The organism is Pseudomonas sp. 8(2025) (genome assembly GCF_052665325.1).
On record NZ_JBQOIE010000022.1, the window covers coordinates 57,483 to 74,494 of the forward strand.

At 66.0% G+C, this 17,012-nt stretch carries 12 protein-coding genes; 9 read left to right on the plus strand and 3 right to left on the minus strand.

What is annotated here, in order from left to right:
- Positions 1-16: 16 nt before the first annotated feature.
- The gene (locus ACUXVH_RS28830; RefSeq protein WP_065364276.1) at positions 17-1,768 is read right to left on the minus strand and encodes a DUF1302 domain-containing protein; all 1,752 of its coding nucleotides are present in this window, start codon (positions 1,766-1,768) and stop codon (positions 17-19) included.
- Positions 1,769-1,894: 126 nt separating this feature from the next.
- Between ACUXVH_RS28830 and ACUXVH_RS28835 the strand changes: the two genes are divergently transcribed.
- Entirely contained in the window at positions 1,895-2,851 is a 957-nt protein-coding gene (locus ACUXVH_RS28835) for a LysR family transcriptional regulator (RefSeq protein ID WP_015635988.1), read from the plus strand.
- A 175-nt stretch (positions 2,852-3,026) separates the two neighbouring features.
- On the opposite strand, the gene ACUXVH_RS28840 is transcribed toward ACUXVH_RS28835, so the two are convergent.
- Positions 3,027-4,046 carry an AraC family transcriptional regulator gene (locus tag ACUXVH_RS28840; RefSeq protein ID WP_073698943.1) on the minus strand — a complete coding sequence of 340 codons (1,020 nt, stop codon included), beginning with the start codon at positions 4,044-4,046 and terminating at the stop codon, positions 3,027-3,029.
- 103 nt (positions 4,047-4,149) lie between these two features.
- On the opposite strand from ACUXVH_RS28840, the gene ACUXVH_RS28845 reads away from it, so the two are divergent.
- From ACUXVH_RS28845 to ACUXVH_RS28880, 8 genes are all read left to right on the plus strand, one after another.
- Positions 4,150-6,045 (plus strand): acyl-CoA synthetase, encoded by a 1,896-nt coding sequence (locus tag ACUXVH_RS28845; RefSeq protein ID WP_065364730.1) that lies wholly within the window; start codon positions 4,150-4,152, stop codon positions 6,043-6,045.
- 238 nt (positions 6,046-6,283) lie between these two features.
- Positions 6,284-7,600 (plus strand): flavin-containing monooxygenase, encoded by a 1,317-nt coding sequence (locus tag ACUXVH_RS28850; protein ID WP_065364274.1) that lies wholly within the window; start codon positions 6,284-6,286, stop codon positions 7,598-7,600.
- On the plus strand, positions 7,600-8,010 hold the full coding sequence (locus ACUXVH_RS28855) for a RidA family protein (RefSeq protein ID WP_011061806.1): 411 nt from the start codon (positions 7,600-7,602) through the stop codon (positions 8,008-8,010). The genes ACUXVH_RS28850 and ACUXVH_RS28855 overlap by 1 nt, the downstream gene beginning before the upstream one ends.
- A 70-nt stretch (positions 8,011-8,080) precedes the next feature.
- Complete coding sequence (locus ACUXVH_RS28860) at positions 8,081-8,758, plus strand: DUF1028 domain-containing protein (RefSeq protein ID WP_011061805.1); 678 nt, start codon at positions 8,081-8,083, stop codon at positions 8,756-8,758.
- Entirely contained in the window at positions 8,751-9,914 is a 1,164-nt protein-coding gene (gene argE / locus ACUXVH_RS28865; protein ID WP_065364273.1) for an acetylornithine deacetylase, read from the plus strand. Before ACUXVH_RS28860 ends, argE begins: the two co-directional genes overlap by 8 nt.
- A 230-nt stretch (positions 9,915-10,144) precedes the next feature.
- Positions 10,145-11,635 (plus strand): aldehyde dehydrogenase, encoded by a 1,491-nt coding sequence (locus ACUXVH_RS28870; protein ID WP_065364272.1) that lies wholly within the window; start codon positions 10,145-10,147, stop codon positions 11,633-11,635.
- A gap of 93 nt (positions 11,636-11,728) precedes the next feature.
- The gene (locus tag ACUXVH_RS28875) at positions 11,729-13,177 is read left to right on the plus strand and encodes an APC family permease (RefSeq protein WP_065364271.1); all 1,449 of its coding nucleotides are present in this window, start codon (positions 11,729-11,731) and stop codon (positions 13,175-13,177) included.
- Between the two features lie 2 nt (positions 13,178-13,179).
- The gene (locus ACUXVH_RS28880; RefSeq protein ID WP_011061801.1) at positions 13,180-14,592 is read left to right on the plus strand and encodes an aspartate aminotransferase family protein; all 1,413 of its coding nucleotides are present in this window, start codon (positions 13,180-13,182) and stop codon (positions 14,590-14,592) included.
- 139 nt (positions 14,593-14,731) lie between these two features.
- Here ACUXVH_RS28880 and ACUXVH_RS28885 read toward each other — a convergent pair.
- Positions 14,732-17,012: autotransporter domain-containing protein (locus tag ACUXVH_RS28885; protein ID WP_445496548.1), on the minus strand; the 2,281-nt coding region annotated here is incomplete at its 5' end.

Here is a 17,012-nt window from a genome sequence, read left to right on the forward strand (position 1 = left end):
ATTGCTGATTGCGGATTCAAAAGCTCACGCCGAAGCTGAGGGCGACGAAGTCGCGATCAGTCGAAGTGTTGTAGGCGCCACCGAAAAAATCGGTGTAGGAAAGACTCGCCGAGTAGGTATTGCGAAGGTCGGCATCCAGGGCGAGGCTGATGGCCTTGCTGCCTTGGTTGAAGTTGGGGCCGTAGCCTTGCACGTCATGGGACCAGGACAGGCTGGGCTTGAGGTTCACCCCGGCGATCACGTTCTGATAGTCGAGGATGGCGCGGCCGCGATAACCCCAGGAATTGGCGGTGTAGAAGCCCTTGTTGTTGCAGTTCTGCGGGTTGACCGGGTTGGCCATCAGCGCGCAATTGCGGTTGTCGGGCAGTTCGCCGTTGCCGAAGATACTGTCCCGGCCGAAGCGCAAGGCGTTGCTGTTGATATCCCCCAGGTGGTTGTAGCCGATCTCGGTAATCAGGCTCAGGCGCTCGGCGGCCCAGACCTGGTCGATGAAATGGGTGAGGGTGATTTGCGCCTGGGTCACGGGCTTGCGCACATAACCGTGGAAGCTCTCGCCTGGCACTGGCTGCGCAAAGCCGCTGGTGAAGATCGGCGCACCGAGATCGGCCGCCATCGGGCCGGCGAGCGCGGCAATGGTCACGTCGCTGCCGTTGAGTGACAGCGGCATGTTCGGCCGGTAGCTCAGTTCGCCGGAAACCGCAGTGGTGCCCAGGGTGGTGGCAAAGCTCAGGCCATAGAGGCGGATGTCTTCCGGGTACTCGATGAAGTACTCGGCGCTCGACGCCCTGGTCCCTGGCTTTACCGCAAAGGGGGCGGCGCCGACCGTACCGCCGAGGAAAGGCGCGCGGCTGTGGTAGTTCAGGGCATACAGGCCGAATTCGGTGTTGTTCAGCGCCTCGACCTGCCAGCGCAGGGCCATCCCGAACTGGCCACTGTCCCGCGCGTCGCGGTCGCCACCCCGGGTGAAGTGATACTGGCCATTGGGGTCCCAGGGGGGCGAGAAACCCATGCGGGTATTGCATCCATCGGCCATCACGTCGGAGCCGAAAAAGGTCCCGCAATTGTCGACGACGGTCTGGTCCCATTCCAGTTGATAGAAAAATTCGGCAGAGAGGTTTTCGCTCAGCCCCTGGGACAAAAACAGCATGTTGACCGGAATCAGGCCTTCCTTGATTTCGGCTCCCGGGCGCCGGAAGGCGGCGACATCCGTCGGGTTGATCACGTTGATGCCATTGCCGATGAAGGTGCTTTCCCCCCAACTGACCACCTGTTTGCCCAGGCGCGCATTGCCGGGCTGATCGGCGATGAAATAGTTGTGATAGACAAAGGCGTCCAGCAGCTGCGCGCCCGAGGACTTGGCGGCCTCCTTGCGATGCTCATCGCTGATCTGCACATAGCGCCGGCTCTCGTCCTTGAGTTCGAAGTCGTACCAGTACTTGCCCCGCAGGAACAGCCCGCTGTCGCCGTAGCTGAGCTGCAGGTCGTGCACGCCCTTGAAGATCTTCGAGAAGGTTTCGCCTTTGCGAAAGTTCAGCCGGCCGTCGTCGGAGGATTGGCTTGAAGCGTGCCCTGCGTTCCACGTGCCGGTGAAGGCCCGGTCCGGGTTGCGCAGTGCCCAGCTGGCGCCAATGGACAACGAAGAATCGAATTGCCCCTGGATCTCGCCGATGTCGAAGGTAGCGGCCTGGCCAGGTGCGCTGATGCTCAGTGCAAGCAGCGTTGGCAGGCCCAGTAAGCGGAATGGATCAAGCTGGAATTGGTGCGCCACAGAACTTCCCCATCGTTTTTTTTATTGGAGGCAGTACGTGTTGTCTGCCGGGCGATGCTGGTGGTGGAGAATCTTCTGGGAGCGTGTTAAGAGTGTCCAATGCAAAGATAGGGCTGGATTAATGCAGTGAACGACTTAATCGATCTGAAACGTGTGCGCCATCTGGTCTATCTGAGCGAGGAACTGCATTTTTCCCGCGCTGCGGCTCGGGCCAACCTGTCGCAGACGGCGTTCAGCCGCAGCATCCAGTCGCTGGAAGCGGACCTGGGCGTTCGGCTCTTCGATCGTGATACGCGCACGGTGATGCTCACCGCTGCCGGGCAGCAGTTGATCGGGCGTGCTCATGAGCTGCTCGGTTGCGCCAGGAAGCTGGTGGCGCAAGCCATCGATATTGCCGGCGCCGAAGGTGGGGAACTGCGCCTGGGCATCAACCCGATGGCGGCCACGCTCAACACCGTCGATATTCTCATCAGGTTGCGCAAACAGGTCCCCAGGCTGGTGCTCAATGTCCAGGTCGGGTACTGGAATCAGTTGTGCCACCTGCTGGAAACCGAGCAACTGGATTTCGTGGTCGCCAGCCTCAAGTCGGGCGAGGAAATCGACCCGCGCTTTTCCGTGACCCATCTGCCGCCTCAGCCGGCCTCGGTGTTCTGTCGCCGCGATCACCCGCTGGCCCGCCAGGCAGGCCCGATTGCCCGTGCCCAGATCCTCGACTACCAGTGGAGTGGCGTGTCGCCGTCCAACGAAGCTTCGCTGTATGCCCTGTTCGATCTGGCGCCGGGCACCTTGCTGCCCTGGACCCTGAGCTCCAACGATCTGAACCTGTTGCGCGAAACCACCCTGAGCAGCGACTCGTTGCTCCTGACCTGGCGCTCGTGGCTCGACCAGGACCTGCACAACGGGCTGCTGGTGGACCTGGCACCGTTCATACAGCCGCCCTGGCCGGCGGATGTGCTGACCATCCGCTACGCCGTGGTGACCCATGCCGGGCGCACGCTTTCACCGATTGCCCAGCAAGCCGTGGACATGATCGTCAGCGAAGCCCCGGGGAGTGCCGGGCTGTCGACATTCCCGGGTGCTTGAACCGCGGGTGCCGGGGGCTCAACCGGCCCCGCCAAAGGTCTGTACGAAAACTCGCCGAGCAAAGATCAGGCAAGGCAAAAGCAGGCGAGGAAGCCGAGTCCAGCGGCCTGAATGAGCATGCCGAGCCTGTCTTCAACGCAGTCTGATCGAAGCACAGGTAGTTTTCGTACAGAGCCTAAGATCGCGCCAGGTGCCTTTGGCGACATGCGCTGGGGCTCTGGCCGAACCAGCGATAGCAGGCGCGGGTCAGCGAGCTGGGGTCGCCGTAGCCCAACAGGAACGCCACTTCGGTCAGGGCGATCTGCGGGTGGGGCAGCAGCGACTCAAGGCGCTTGCGGCGCAAGTCATCGATGATTTCCTCCACCCGCAAGCCTTGGGCTAGCAGGCGGCGCTGGAGCATATGCCGGGGCATGCCCAGTTGTCCGGCCAGGACCGGCAGCGTGCAGTTGCCCGTCACCAGCAGGCGCTCCACCAGTATTTCCACCTGGCGCCCCAGGTCCAGGGGGTGGCTCTGGATCAGGCGGCGGACAATGCGCTCGGTGGTCTCAAGCATTGCCGGGCTGGCGCTGGCCAGCGGGGTACTGAGCAAGCTGGCGGGAAAGAGCAGGGCGTTTTCAGCCTGGTTGATGCGTACCCGGCAGCCATACAGGGCGCGATAGGCCTTGGCGTCGAGGGGGCTGTCATGCCTGAAATTGATTTGCCATTGCTTGCCGGTGTGGTGGGTAACCCGGCGCAGGAAAGCCAGGGCAATGCCATGGACCAGCTCGCTCAATTGCCGGTCGCCCAGCCTGCTTACACTCAGGTCATGCTGCAGGTGCCAGGCGGCATATTGGCCCTCGACGCTCAGGCGCAGGTTCAGCCCGGGGGAGTGGTAGGGCATGTAGCGAGCGACCCGTTCCAGGGCATCGGCCAGGTGGCTGGCGTGGAGCACGATGAGGGCCAGCGGCCCGAGGATGGAGACGTCCTGCAGGTTCGCCAGGCGAGCGCCGAAATCCGCCAGCGACAAGGCCTGCGAGGTGATCTCCAGCAACTGCGCGACCTTCTCCAGGGGTAGGCTGAAATGGGCGTCGTCGAGCTGGGCCTGGGTCATGCCGACACGGGCCAGCAGGGCCTGGGCGTCACCGCCATGCTCGCTGACCAGTCGGGTGAAGCCGGTCAGGGCAGGGGCCCTGACAAACAAGGGGGGACGGTTCATTTTGTTCCCGAATGCCAAATTCTTGTTATCAAATGCCAAGTAACCTAATTCGCCTCATGCCAGCATCTCAAGTCAAGAAAATTCATGATTGGAGGTCTTGGAAATGCTTTGCGACTATCAGGACGTTCTGCAGATCGAGGCGGGTCCTCAGCCCTTTGCCGATATCAACAACACCTATGCGTTGATCGAACGCAGCGCGAGCCAATGGCCACAGGCCCCGGCCCTGAGCTTCTTTCTGCGGGTCGAGGATCATACGCGGCCGGTGCGCTGGACATACGCCCAACTGCTGGCGGACATCACTCGCGCAGCCAACCTGTTCGAGCGCTTGGGGGTACGGCGGGGCGACGTGGTTGCGCTGATCCTGCCGAACTTGCCGCAAACCCATATCGCCATGTGGGGCGCGCAGACCGCGGGTATCGCCTTTGCGGTCAACGTCTTGCTGGACGGCACGCAGATGGCCGAGCTGCTGGCGACGGCCAAGGTCCGCTGGATAGTCACGGTAGGCCCCGAGCCGGATGCGCAGATCTGGCAGCGGGTCGAGGGCGCGATTGCCCGCTTGCCCGGCCTGCAAGGCGTATTGGCTGTCGACCCGATGCGGCACCTGCCGGGCCATGGGCAGAGCGCGCCACTGCCCGCTGAAGTGGCCGGGGTGCCGGTCCTGGATTTCTTCGCCGAACTGGCCCTCGAGCCAGGCGAGCGCCTGCGGTTTGCCCCGCCGGGCCTGAACGACGTGGCGGCCTACTATTGCACCGGCGGCACCACCGGCTTGCCGAAAATTGCCCGTCACAGCCAGCGCAATGAAGTGATCTTCTGCGGGCAACTGGATGCGGTGATCGGCGCGCCGGTCCTGCGGCCAGGGCGCACCGTGCTGACCGCGTTACCGCTGTTTCACGTCAATGCGCTGATCGGTTGTGGCCTGGCGGCATTTGCCCAGGGCGGTCATGTGCTGCTGGCACCACCGGCGGGGTTTCGCACGCCGGGATTCATGCCGCGGTTCTGGGAGATAGTCGAAACCCATCAGGTCAGCAGCTATTCAGCTGTGCCCACGGTCTACGCCGGCCTGTTGCAGGTGCCCTGCGCGGGGCATGACACAAGCTCGCTGACGGTGGCGATCTGCGGCGCGGCGCCGATGCCCAGGGACTTGCTGCGCAAGTTCGAGCAACAGACAGGCCAGCGCATTCTCGAAGGCTATGGCTTGACCGAGGGCACTTGCGCGTCGTCGGTCAATCCGGCGCGCGGTGAGTCGCGCATTGGCTCAGTCGGCCTGCGCCTACCCTGGCAGGACATGCGGGTGATGATCCTCGATGAGCGAGGTGCCTGGTTGCGTGATGCGCAAGTCGATGAGGTGGGGGCGATCTGCATCAGCGGTCCCAATGTCTTCATCGGCTATCTGGACAGCGCCCATGATCAGGGGGCGTGGTTCGATACTGTCGCCCTCGACGGTGTGTCCGAACAGCGCTGGTTCAACACCGGGGACCTTGGGCGCTGCGATGGCGAAGGTTACTTCTGGCTCACCGGGCGCAAGAAGGAACTGATCATCCGCGGGGGGCACAACATTGAGCCCAAATACATCGAGGAGGTGCTGGCCACGCACCCCGATGTGGCGTTGTGTGCAGCGGTGGGCCGGCCCGACGCGCATGCCGGGGAAGTACCGGTGGCCTATGTGCAGGTGCGCGCCGGGAGTGCCATCAGCAGCGCCCAGTTGCTGGACTACGCGACGCGGCATATCAGCGAGCGCGCAGCGGTGCCCAAGGCGATCATCCTGGCCGACGCACTTCCCGTCACCGGAGTGGGCAAGATTTTCAAGCCCGCGCTGGTCATGGCTGAAATCGAGACAGTCATACGCCAGGAAGCCGCCTTGCTGGCCATCGAGCTGCAAGAGGTGAGGGTGGTGCAGAGCGCCAGGCAAGGCCTGGTGGCGAGCTATCGCTGCGCAGATGAAACCTCGCGACTGGCCGAGGCTCTGAGCCGCTACACCTTTGTCAGTGAGCGAAGCTGAGCCTGGGCTCCAGGCCGCGGGCCCGAGTGCTTGCGATGCAGCGCCGGTGTTGTGAAGTTGCACGCTTCGCATGCTCGCGCGCTGCCTCGCTTTTTCTTATCCAGCGAGCACATTTTTAATATTTTTCCTTCGCAGGCGTCTGTCGCACCATCTGTGGCATCCGACTTACCCCCGGGTTCTGAACAGCGTGCGCCCAGCCTTCCGGCCGGCGCCATTCGTCTCGCAGAAGGACACAGACATGACCGTAGAACAACCCATACAAGTGGACACCCTGGTGGTGGGCGCAGGCCAGGCCGGCGTGGCCATGAGCGAGCACCTGAGCAAGCTCGGGGTGCCGCACCTGGTGCTGGAGCGCAACCGGGTGGCCGAGGCCTGGCGCACCGGGCGCTGGGATTCCCTGGTGGCCAACGGGCCGGCCTGGCACGACCGCTTTCCCGGGATGGAATTCGATGTCGCCGCCGATGCCTTCCCGGCCAAGGACCAGGTGGCGGACTATTTCGAAGCTTATGCGCGCAAGTTCAATGCGCCGATCCGCACCGGCGTGGAAGTGCGCAAGGTAGTGCGCAATGTCGGCCGCCCGGGCTTCACCGTGGAAACCTCCGAGGGGCTGATCCAGGCCCAACGGGTGGTGGCCGCCACCGGGCCGTTCCAGCGTCCGGTGATCCCGCCGATTGCCCCGGCCAATGACCGGCTGACGCAGATCCACTCCGCCGAATACCGCAACCCGCAGCAACTGCCCGAGGGCGCGGTGCTGGTGGTGGGCGCGGGGTCGTCCGGGGTGCAGATCGCCGATGAGCTGCAGCGTGCGGGGCGCCGGGTCTACCTGTCGGTGGGGGCCCACGACCGGCCACCGCGCTCCTATCGCAACCGGGATTTCTGCTGGTGGCTCGGGGTGCTGGGAGAGTGGGACGCCGAGATCGCCAAGCCGGGGCGCGAGCACGTGACCATTGCCGTCAGCGGCGCCCGCGGCGGCCAGACCATCGACTTCCGCGCCCTGGCGCACCAGGGCATCACCCTGGTGGGGCTGACCAAGGCCTTTGCCGGCGAGCACGTGACCTTCCAGGCCGACCTGCTGGACAACCTGGCCCGGGGCGACGAGAACTACCTGGCATTGCTGGACGCGGCGGATGCCTACATCGCCCGCAACGGCCTCGACCTGCCCCTGGAGCCCGAAGCCCGCCGGCGCCTGCCGGACCCGGACTGCGTCAAGCAGCCGATCCTCGAACTCGACCTGCAACAGGCCGGCATCACCTCGATCATCTGGGCCACCGGCTACGCCGTGGACTTTTCCTGGCTGCAGGTCGACACCTTCAGCGAACAGGGCAAGCCCCTGCACCAGCGCGGCGTGTCCCGCGAGCCGGGGGTCTACTTCCTCGGCCTGCCCTGGCTGTCGCGCCGTGGCTCGTCGTTTATCTGGGGGGTGTGGCACGACGCCAAGCATGTCGCCGACCACATCGCCACCCAGCGCAAGTACCAGGCCTACAGCGATGCCCGCCCGCCGGCGGCTACCGCCGAAGCACCGGCCCTCAACCTCAGCCCCGTGGGAGCCCACTGATGCCTACTCATACTCGCATCCGCATGTTCAACACCAAGGACACCTACCCCAACCAGTCACTGGACAACGACCTGTGCCAGGCCGTGCGCGCCGGCAACACGGTGTATGTGCGCGGCCAGGTCGGCACCGACTTCGACGGCCGGCTGGTCGGCCTCGGCGACCCGCGGGCCCAGGCCGAGCAGGCGATGAAAAACGTCAAGCAACTGCTGGAAGAGGCCGGCAGCGATCTGAGCCACATCGTCAAGACCACCACCTACCTCACCGACCCGCGCTACCGCGAGCCGGTGTACCAGGAGGTGGGCAAGTGGCTCAAGGGGGTGTTCCCGATCTCCACCGGGCTGGTGGTCTCGGCCCTCGGCCAGCCGCAGTGGCTGATGGAGATCGACGTGATCGCGGTGATCCCCGAGTGAGGGGGTTGCCGAAGGTTCCGGCGGCCTTGTGCCGCGCTTGCCACAAGGCCCTGTGGGCCAGGGAGTTTGCATGACTTTTTCCATCGTTGGACGCTGCGCCGAAACCGGCCAGCTGGGCATCGCCATCAGTTCTTCCAGCATCGCCGTGGGCGCGCGCTGCCCCTGGGTGCGGGCCGGAGTGGGCGCGGTGGCGACCCAGAACGTCACCTTGCCGGCCCTGGGCCCGCAGATCCTCGACCTGCTGGAGGGCCAGAAGCTCGACCCGGCCAGCGCCCTGGACCGGGCCCTGGGCAGCAACGGCTGGAGCCAGTATCGCCAGGTCACGGTGATCGACAGCCAGGGCCGCACCGCGTTGTTCAGCGGCCAGGAAGCCCTGGGCCAGCACAACGCGGTGGCGGGGGAGCAGTGCGTGGCGGCCGGCAACCTGCTGGCAGGCCCGCAGGTGATCGAGGCCATGGTCCAGGCCTTTGAAAACACCCCGGGCATGCTGGTGGAGCGCCTGCTGGCGGCGATGCAGGCAGCGATGGCGGCGGGGGGCGAGGCGGGGCCGGTGCATTCGGCGGCGCTGAGCGTGGTGGACGACCTGACCTGGCCCATCGTCGACTTGCGGGTGGACTGGGCCGACGCCGACCCCATCGGCCAGCTCGCCGGCCTGTGGCAGGCCTACCGGCCGCAGATGCAGGACTACCTGACCCGCGCCCTGGACCCGACGGCGGCGCCCAGCTACGGAGTGCCGGGCAATGAGTGAACAATCGAGCCGCGAGTTGTTGGCGCGGCTGGTGGGCTTTGCCACGGTCAGCCGCGACTCCAACCTGGAGCTGATCGGCTTCATCCGCGATTACCTGGCCAGCCATGGCGTGCACAGCGAGCTGATCTACAACCCGGAGCGGACCAAGGCCAACCTGTTTGCCAGCATCGGCCCCGAGGATCGTGGCGGTGTGGTGCTGTCCGGCCACACCGACGTGGTGCCGGTGGACGGCCAGGCCTGGAGTGTCGAGCCCTTTGTCCTCAGCGAGCGCGAAGGGCGCCTGTACGGCCGCGGTACCGCCGACATGAAAGGTTTCATCGCCTCGGTGCTGGCTGCGGTGCCGGGCCTGACCCGGCGCCGCTTGCGGCTGCCGGTGCACCTGGCCTTTTCCTATGACGAGGAAGTGGGGTGCCTGGGGGTGCGGCCGATGCTTGAACGAATGCAGCAGCGGCCGCACAAACCGCTGCTGTGCCTGATCGGCGAGCCCACCGAGCTGCGCCCGGTGCTCGGCCACAAGGGCAAGCTGGCCATGCGTTGCCAGGTGCGCGGCGCGGCCTGCCATTCCGCCTATGCGCCCTATGGGGTCAATGCCATCGAGTACGCGGCGCGGCTGATCGGCAAGCTGGGGGAGATCGGCAGCCGCTTGGCGCAACCCGAGCACCACGACCCACGTTTCGATCCGCCGTTCTCCACGGTGCAGACCGGCACCATCCAGGGCGGCCGGGCCCTGAACATTGTGCCGGCCGAGTGCCAGTTCGATTTCGAGGTGCGCACCCTGCCGGGCTATGACGCCCAGGCGGTGGTGGACCAGTTGCAAGGCTATGCCCGGGACCAGCTGCTGCCGCAGATGCAGGCGGTGCAGGCCGACACCGGGATCGCCCTGCAACCTCTGAGTGCCTACCCGGGGTTGGCCACCGCTGCCGACAGCGAGGCCGCCGACCTGCTGGCGCTGCTCAGCGGCTCGCGGGAGTTCGGCACCGTGGCCTTCGGCACCGAGGGCGGGCTGTTCCATCAGGCCGGGATTCCCACGGTGGTCTGCGGCCCGGGCAGCATGGACCAGGGCCACAAGCCCGACGAGTTCATCAGCCTTGAGCAACTGCACGCCTGCGACGCCCTGTTGCTGCGCCTGGGCGACTGGCTGGAGCACCCGGCCTGAACCGGATGCGCTCCACCCAGGCGCCCTAGCCACGGGACAGTGCCCATTCGCCGCCATCCGGACCTCCGGATGGCGGCGTTTTGCGTGGGGCGCCAGGCCGTCTGGTTGCAGAGCTTTTTCATGGGACTCGAACATATTTTTAGTATTTTTCCTCCGGCCCGCTGTGACGCACCATCGCTCTGGACCCAATAACCAGCAGGCCGTCGCAACGGCCGACGAGGGAATGCAGCGTGTTCGATCTCGGTTACTGGCAGCAGCGGGCTGCCCGACAAACATTCATTGACCAGGCGCTGATCGGCGGCCAGCGGTTGTCCGCCGAATCCGGCGCTACCTTCGATGCCATCAACCCGGCCACCCGCCAGGTGCTGGCCCGGGTCAGCGCCTGTGGCGCAGCCGAGGTGGACCTGGCGGTGGCCGCCGCGCGCCGGGCCTTCGAGCACGGGCCCTGGGCGCGCATGGCCCCGGTGGAGCGCAAGAAGGTCCTGCTGCGCCTGGCCGAACTGATGCTGGCCCACCGCGAGGAACTGGCCCTGCTGGACAGCCTGAACATGGGCAAGCCGGTGATGGACGCCTGGAACATCGACGTGCCCGGCGCGGCCAATGTCTTCGCCTGGTACGCCGAAAGCATCGACAAGCTCTACGATCAGGTGGCCCCCGGCGCCCGCAACAGCCACGCCAGCATCAGCCGCGTGCCCCTGGGGGTGATCGGCGCGGTGGTGCCCTGGAACTTCCCCCTGGACATGGCCGCCTGGAAGCTGGCGCCGGCCCTGGCGGTGGGCAACTCGGTGGTGCTCAAGCCCGCCGAGCAGTCGCCGTTCTCGGCGCTGCGCCTGGCCGAACTGGCCCTGGAGGCCGGTTTGCCGGAAGGCGTGCTCAACGTGGTGCCGGGTCTGGGCAGCGAAGCCGGACGGGCCCTGGGCCTGCACCCGGACGTGGATTGCCTGGTGTTCACCGGCTCCACCGAGGTGGGCAAGTGCTTCATGCAGTATTCGGCGCAGTCCAACCTCAAGCAGGTCTGGCTCGAATGCGGGGGCAAGAGCCCGAACCTGGTGTTCGACGACTGCCAGGACCTGGACCTGGCCGCAGAGAAGGCCGCCTTCGGCATTTTCTTCAACCAGGGCGAGGTGTGTTCCGCCAACTCGCGGCTGCTGGTGCAGCGCAGCATCCATGAACAGTTTGTGGAACGCCTCAAGGCCAAGGCCCGGGACTGGCGGCCGGGCAACCCGCTGGACCCGGCCAGCCGTGCCGGGGCCATGGTCGACGCGCGCCAGACCGCCAGCGTCATGGGGCATATCGCGGCGGCCCTGGAGCAGGGCGCGCAGCTGGCCTGTGGCGGCCGGCAACTGAGCATCGATGGCAGCGACAACTACATCGAGCCGACCATCCTCACCGGCGTGGGCCCGGCGATGGCCATCGCCCGGGAAGAAGTGTTCGGCCCGGTGCTGGCGGTGACGCCGTTCGACGACGAGGAACAGGCCATTGCGCTGGCCAATGACAGCGTCTACGGCCTGGCCGCCTCGCTGTGGAGCGACGACCTCAACCGCGCCCACCGGGTCGCCGGGCGCTTGCGGGCCGGCACGGTGTCGGTCAATACCGTGGATGCCCTGGACGTCACCGTGCCGTTTGGCGGTGGCCGGCAGTCGGGGTTCGGCCGCGACCTGTCGCTGCATGCCTTCGACAAGTACACCCAACTGAAAACCACCTGGTTCCAGCTGCGCTGAGCGCTGTGAACCCTCTGCGGCGCCGGGCTGGCGCCGCTGCACCTGCCGCCCCGGCGGCAGGCCCACAACAACAATAAGAACGGAGTGCGTGCCATGACTGCAAATCTCTCCACGGGGGCCTTGAGCCCCACCAACAAGGGCGGCCTGCGCCGGGTCCTGGGCCTGGGTTCACTGGTCTCGGTGGCTGTCGGCCTGGTGGTGTCCCAGGGGGTGATGGTGCTGATGCTGCAAGGGGCGGGGATGGCCGGGCTGGGCTTCTTCATCCCGCTGCTGCTGGCCTACCTGCTGGCCCTGACCTATGCCCTGTCGTTTTCCGAACTGGCGCTGATGGTGCCCCGGGCCGGCAGCCTGAGCAGCTACACCGAGGTGGCCATCGGGCATTTCCCGGCGATCCTCGCGACCTTCTCCGGCTACATGGTGGTGGCGATGTTCGCCCTGTCCGCCGAGCTGCTGCTCCTGGACCTGATCATCGGCAAGGTCTACCCCGGCGCGTTGCCGCCGATGCTGGTGGCCTATGGGGTACTCGGGGTGTTCACCTTGCTCAACCTGTTGGGCATCGACGTCTTCGCCAAGCTGCAGACGGTGCTGGCGGTGGTGATGGTGGTGATCCTGCTGACCCTGGGCCTGGGCGCCGTGAGCAGTGCCCAGGCCGACCTGCAACTGCCCCTGGACCAGGGCTGGAACCCCTTGCAAGTCGGCGCCCTGGCGCTGGTGGCCATGGCCATCTGGGGCTTTGTCGGTGCCGAGTTCGTCTGCCCGCTGGTGGAGGAAACCCGCAACCCGGAGCGCAATATCCCGCGTTCGATGATCATCGGCCTGAGCGTGATCTTCCTGGTGATTACCCTCTATTGCCTGGGTGCCTTGCTCTGTGTGCCGCGGGCGCAACTGGCCAGCGATCCGCTGCCGCATTTCCTGTTCGCCACCACGGTGTTCGGCGAGGCCGGCAAGCTGTTCCTGGTGGGGGCGGTGATCACTGCCACCTGCAGCACGGTCAACTCGTCCCTGGCGGCGCTGCCGCGGATGCTCTACGGCATGGCCCAGAACGGCCAGGCCTTTCCCCAGTTCAAGCGCTTGAGCCCCCGTGGCCGTACGCCCTGGGTGGCGGTGCTGTTCGTGGCGGCGCTGACCGGGCTGCCGATCCTGCTGCTGGGCCAGGACCCGGATTCCATCAGCCTGCTGCTGTTGGCCGCCGCCCTGGCGTGGCTGCTGGCCTATATCGTCGTGCACATCGACGTGATCGCCCTGCGCCGCCGCTACCCCGATGCGCCACGGCCGTTCCGCTCGCCGTTCTACCCCTGGCCCCAGGTGCTGGGTATCGTCGGCATGCTGTTTGCGATCTACCACGTTTCCCCATCCCCCGAGATGACCGCGCGGATCTTCGGCAGTGCCGGCGTGGTGCTGGGGGTGATTTCGCTGATCGCCGTGGTCTGGATCAAGCTGGTGATGCGCAAGCCGCTGTTCGTTCCCGAACCGCTGCTGCCCGGCGAACCGACCCTGGCAACCCAACCTTCCCTTGAACCCGCCTACCGTGCAGGAGAATGACCATGAGTACCTCCAACCAACAGCCGCAGCCGGCCGCGCCCCGCAGCACCCAGGATTACCAGGCCGCCGACGCCGCGCACCATATCCATGCCTTCCTCGACCAGAAGGCGCTGAACGCCGAGGGCCCGCGGGTGATCGTCCGTGGTGAGGGCCTGCACCTGTGGGACAACGACGGCAAGCGCTACCTGGACGGCATGTCCGGCCTGTGGTGCACCAACCTGGGCTATGGCCGCAAGGACCTGGCCGCTGCCGCCAGCGCCCAGCTGGAGCAATTGCCGTACTACAACATGTTCTTCCACACCACCCACCCGGCGGTGGTGGAGCTGTCCGAGTTGCTGTTCAGCCTGCTGCCCGGGCACTACAGCCACGCCATCTACACCAACTCCGGTTCCGAGGCCAACGAGGTGCTGATCCGCAGCGTGCGCCGCTACTGGCAGATCCTCGGCCAGCCGCAGAAGAAGGTGATGATCGGCCGCTGGAACGGTTACCACGGCTCGACCCTGGCGGCCACGGCCCTGGGCGGAATGAAGTTCATGCACGACATGGGCGGGTTGATCCCGGATGTGGCGCATATCGACGAGCCTTACTGGTTCGCCCACGAAGGCAACCTGACACCCGCCGAGTTCGGCTTGCGCTGCGCCCGCCAGCTGGAGGAGAAGATCCTCGAACTGGGGGCCGAGAACGTCGCCGGTTTCATCGCCGAGCCGTTCCAGGGCGCGGGCGGCATGATCTTCCCGCCGGAAAGCTACTGGCCACAAATCCAGCGCATCTGCCGCCAGTACGACGTGCTGCTGTGTGCCGACGAAGTGATCGGTGGTTTCGGTCGCACCGGCGAATGGTTCGCCCACCAGCATTTCGGTTTCGAGCCCGACACCCTGTCCATCGCCAAGGGCCTGACCTCCGGCTACATCCCCATGGGCGGGCTGGTGCTGAGCAAGCGCATTGCCCAGGTACTGGTGGAGCAGGGCGGGGTGTTCGCCCACGGCCTGACCTATTCCGGGCACCCGGTGGCAGCGGCCGTGGCCATTGCCAACCTCAAGGCCCTGCGCGATGAAGGGGTGGTGAGCCAGGTCAAGAACGATACCGGCCCCTACCTGCAGCAGTGCCTGCGGGAAGTGTTCGGCAACCACCCGCTGATCGGCGAGATCCAGGGCACCGGGCTGGTGGCGGCGTTGCAGTTCGCCGAGGACAAGGCCAGCCGCAAGCGTTTCGCCAACGAGAACGACATCGCCTGGCGCTGCCGCACCCTGGGCTTCGAAGAGGGGGTGATCATTCGCTCGACCTTCGGGCGGATGATCATGGCCCCGGCCCTGGTGGCCAGCCGTGGCGACATTGACGAGTTGGTGGACAAGACCCGCCGCGCAGTGGAACGCACCGCCGGGGAAATCGAGGCCGGTACCCTGCCGAGCAGCTAAGCGCGACACAGACCCGCCCCCCTTGAGTGGCATCACCCGCCGCAGCCTGGCTGCGGCGGTTTTTTTTGCCTGTCACTCGGCAGGGGAAGCATTTCCTTCTGCATGCCCCGGTGATGGGGCGTTAGCCTGTGGTCAGCCTCTAGAACTTCCCGTTCAAACCGATGCGCAGGCTGTCGTTGCGTTCATCCGAACCCAGCGCGGTCTTATAGGAGAAGCCCATTTGCCAGGCACGCCCGAGGTTGAAGTCAACACCCATGTCCAGGCTGGCGAAGTCGCGGTCCAGGGCGTCGGGCTTGAGCCGGTAGAGAAGGCCTTCATCGCCCTGGTCGGTATAGCGCATCTTGTAGTCGCTGCTGCTACTGAAGTTGTGACCCCAGGCCAGGCCGACCTTGGGGGTGACCACGCCGACCCGGGTCATCAGGTCGTAGCCGGTGCGCAGGCCCAGGTAGGAGGTGAAGTTCTGCTGGTTTTGTTCGTCATAGGAAAGCCCGTAGATGCCTCCGCCTTTTTCACTGAAGGCGTCCAGGCGTGTGACGCTGGCGTTCAAGCGGCTGTAGGGGGTCAGCGACAGTGGCCCCTGGCGGTACTCGTAGCTGGCGGTCAGCGAGGCGAACAACTGGTCGGCATCGCGCGAGCCTCGGGCATAGTCGTCGTTGCTGCCCGTGATGTAGCGACGCGAGTCAAAGCTGATGCGGTTGTAGCCCAGCAGGCCGTCGACAAACACCTGGGGCGCCAGGTTCAGGCTCAGGTAGGTGGCGATGCCGATGGCGTCCGCATCGCTGCGGGTCTTGTTGCTGCCGATCTCGCTGCGGTCGTTGCCGTAGCCGATCCCGACCCCGGCGATCAGCGTGGGCGACAGCCGATAGTCGACGCCGGCGCTCAGGCCCAGGGTGGTGAAACTGTTGCCCTGGGCGCCACGGGCGTGGGTCGAGCCGGTGTTGACGAAACCGTCGCTCCAGAACGCCAGGTCATCCTGCTTGCAGTTGTCCTGCGCGGCCGCGGCGGCCTCGCGTTTTTCCTGCTCGGTCTGGTGGGCCGAATCTCCCAGTTGTTCCTTGATCACCTTGGCGACCTCGCCCAGCGGTACGTTGCTGCCGTCCTTGCGCAAGCTGGCGTTGAACGAATTGCGGTCGCAGCGCATCTGGTGCAACTGCTCCATACGCTGGTTGAAGTTGTCCATCTGGGTACTGGCAAAGCGTTCCGCGGCGCGGGTCTGGGCGTTGAGCAGGCCGATGACCTCGGCGTCCCTGGTCGGGTCCGCACGGGTCTGGATGATGAAGCTCATGGTGCTGGAGGCGCTGGAACCGCTGAGGTTGTGCAGGCCGAAGCTGACGACCGCCGTACCGGCGAAGGCCGCCGATGGCACGAAGCGCATCGAGAAGGGGCCCATCATCATCGCCCGGCCGGCCGAGGCCGGGGTCACCGTGCCCAGGGTGGCGTGGGTGAACGGGCCGCCGGTGGCGCCCTGGGTCAAGTCGACGGTGGCCGACTGGCCCGCTGCGAGGATCTGGCTGGAGGCGGGCACGGTGATCGCCACGGCAGCGATGGTGATCGAATAGGCCTGTGAGCCCGTGGCACCGTTGGCATCGGTGGCGGTGATGACCAGGTTGCTGCTGCCGCTGGTAGTCGGCGTACCGCTGATCAGGCCGCTGGCGGTGTTCAGGCTCAGGCCCGCCGGCAGGCTACCGCTGGTGATGCTGTAGCTGTAGGGAACGGTGCCACCGGTGGCGCTGAGAGTTGCGCTGTAGGGGCTGCCTGCCGTGCCGGCCCCCAGGGACGCCGGGGTCAGTACCAGGCTGGGCGCGCTGACGGTGATGGTCACCGTGGCCGGGCTGGAAGTGCCGCTGGCGTTGGTGGCGGTGTAGGTGAAACTGTCGGCGCCGGAGAAACCGGCGGTGGGCGTGTAGCTGATGCTGGTGCCGCTGGCCGTGGCAGTCCCGTGGCTGGCGGCGCTGGCCACGGCGACGCTGGTGGCGGCGCCGCCACTGAGGCTCAGAGGGATCGGGTTGGCGCTGCTGTTGGCCGCGACCGTGGCGCTGACGGCGCTGGCAACCGGTGCCTGAATATTGATGGTGATCGAGTAGGCCTGGGACCCGGTGGCGCCGTTGTTATCGGTGGCGGTGATGGTCAGGTTGGAGGTGCCAGCGGCGCTCGGTATGCCGCTGATCGCACCGGTGCCGGTGTTCAGGCTGAGGCCGGTCGGCAGGCTGCCGGATGTGATGCTGTAGCTGTAGGGCACAGTGCCGCCGGTGGCGCTGAGGGTAGCGCTATAGGGCGTGCCGGCAGTGCCGTTGCTCAGGGAACCGGGGCTCAGGGTGATGCTCGGGGCACTGACGGTAATGCTCACCGTGGCCGGGCTGGAAGTGCCGCTGGCGTTGGTGGCGGTGTAGGTGAAACTGTCGGCGCCGGAGAAACCGGCG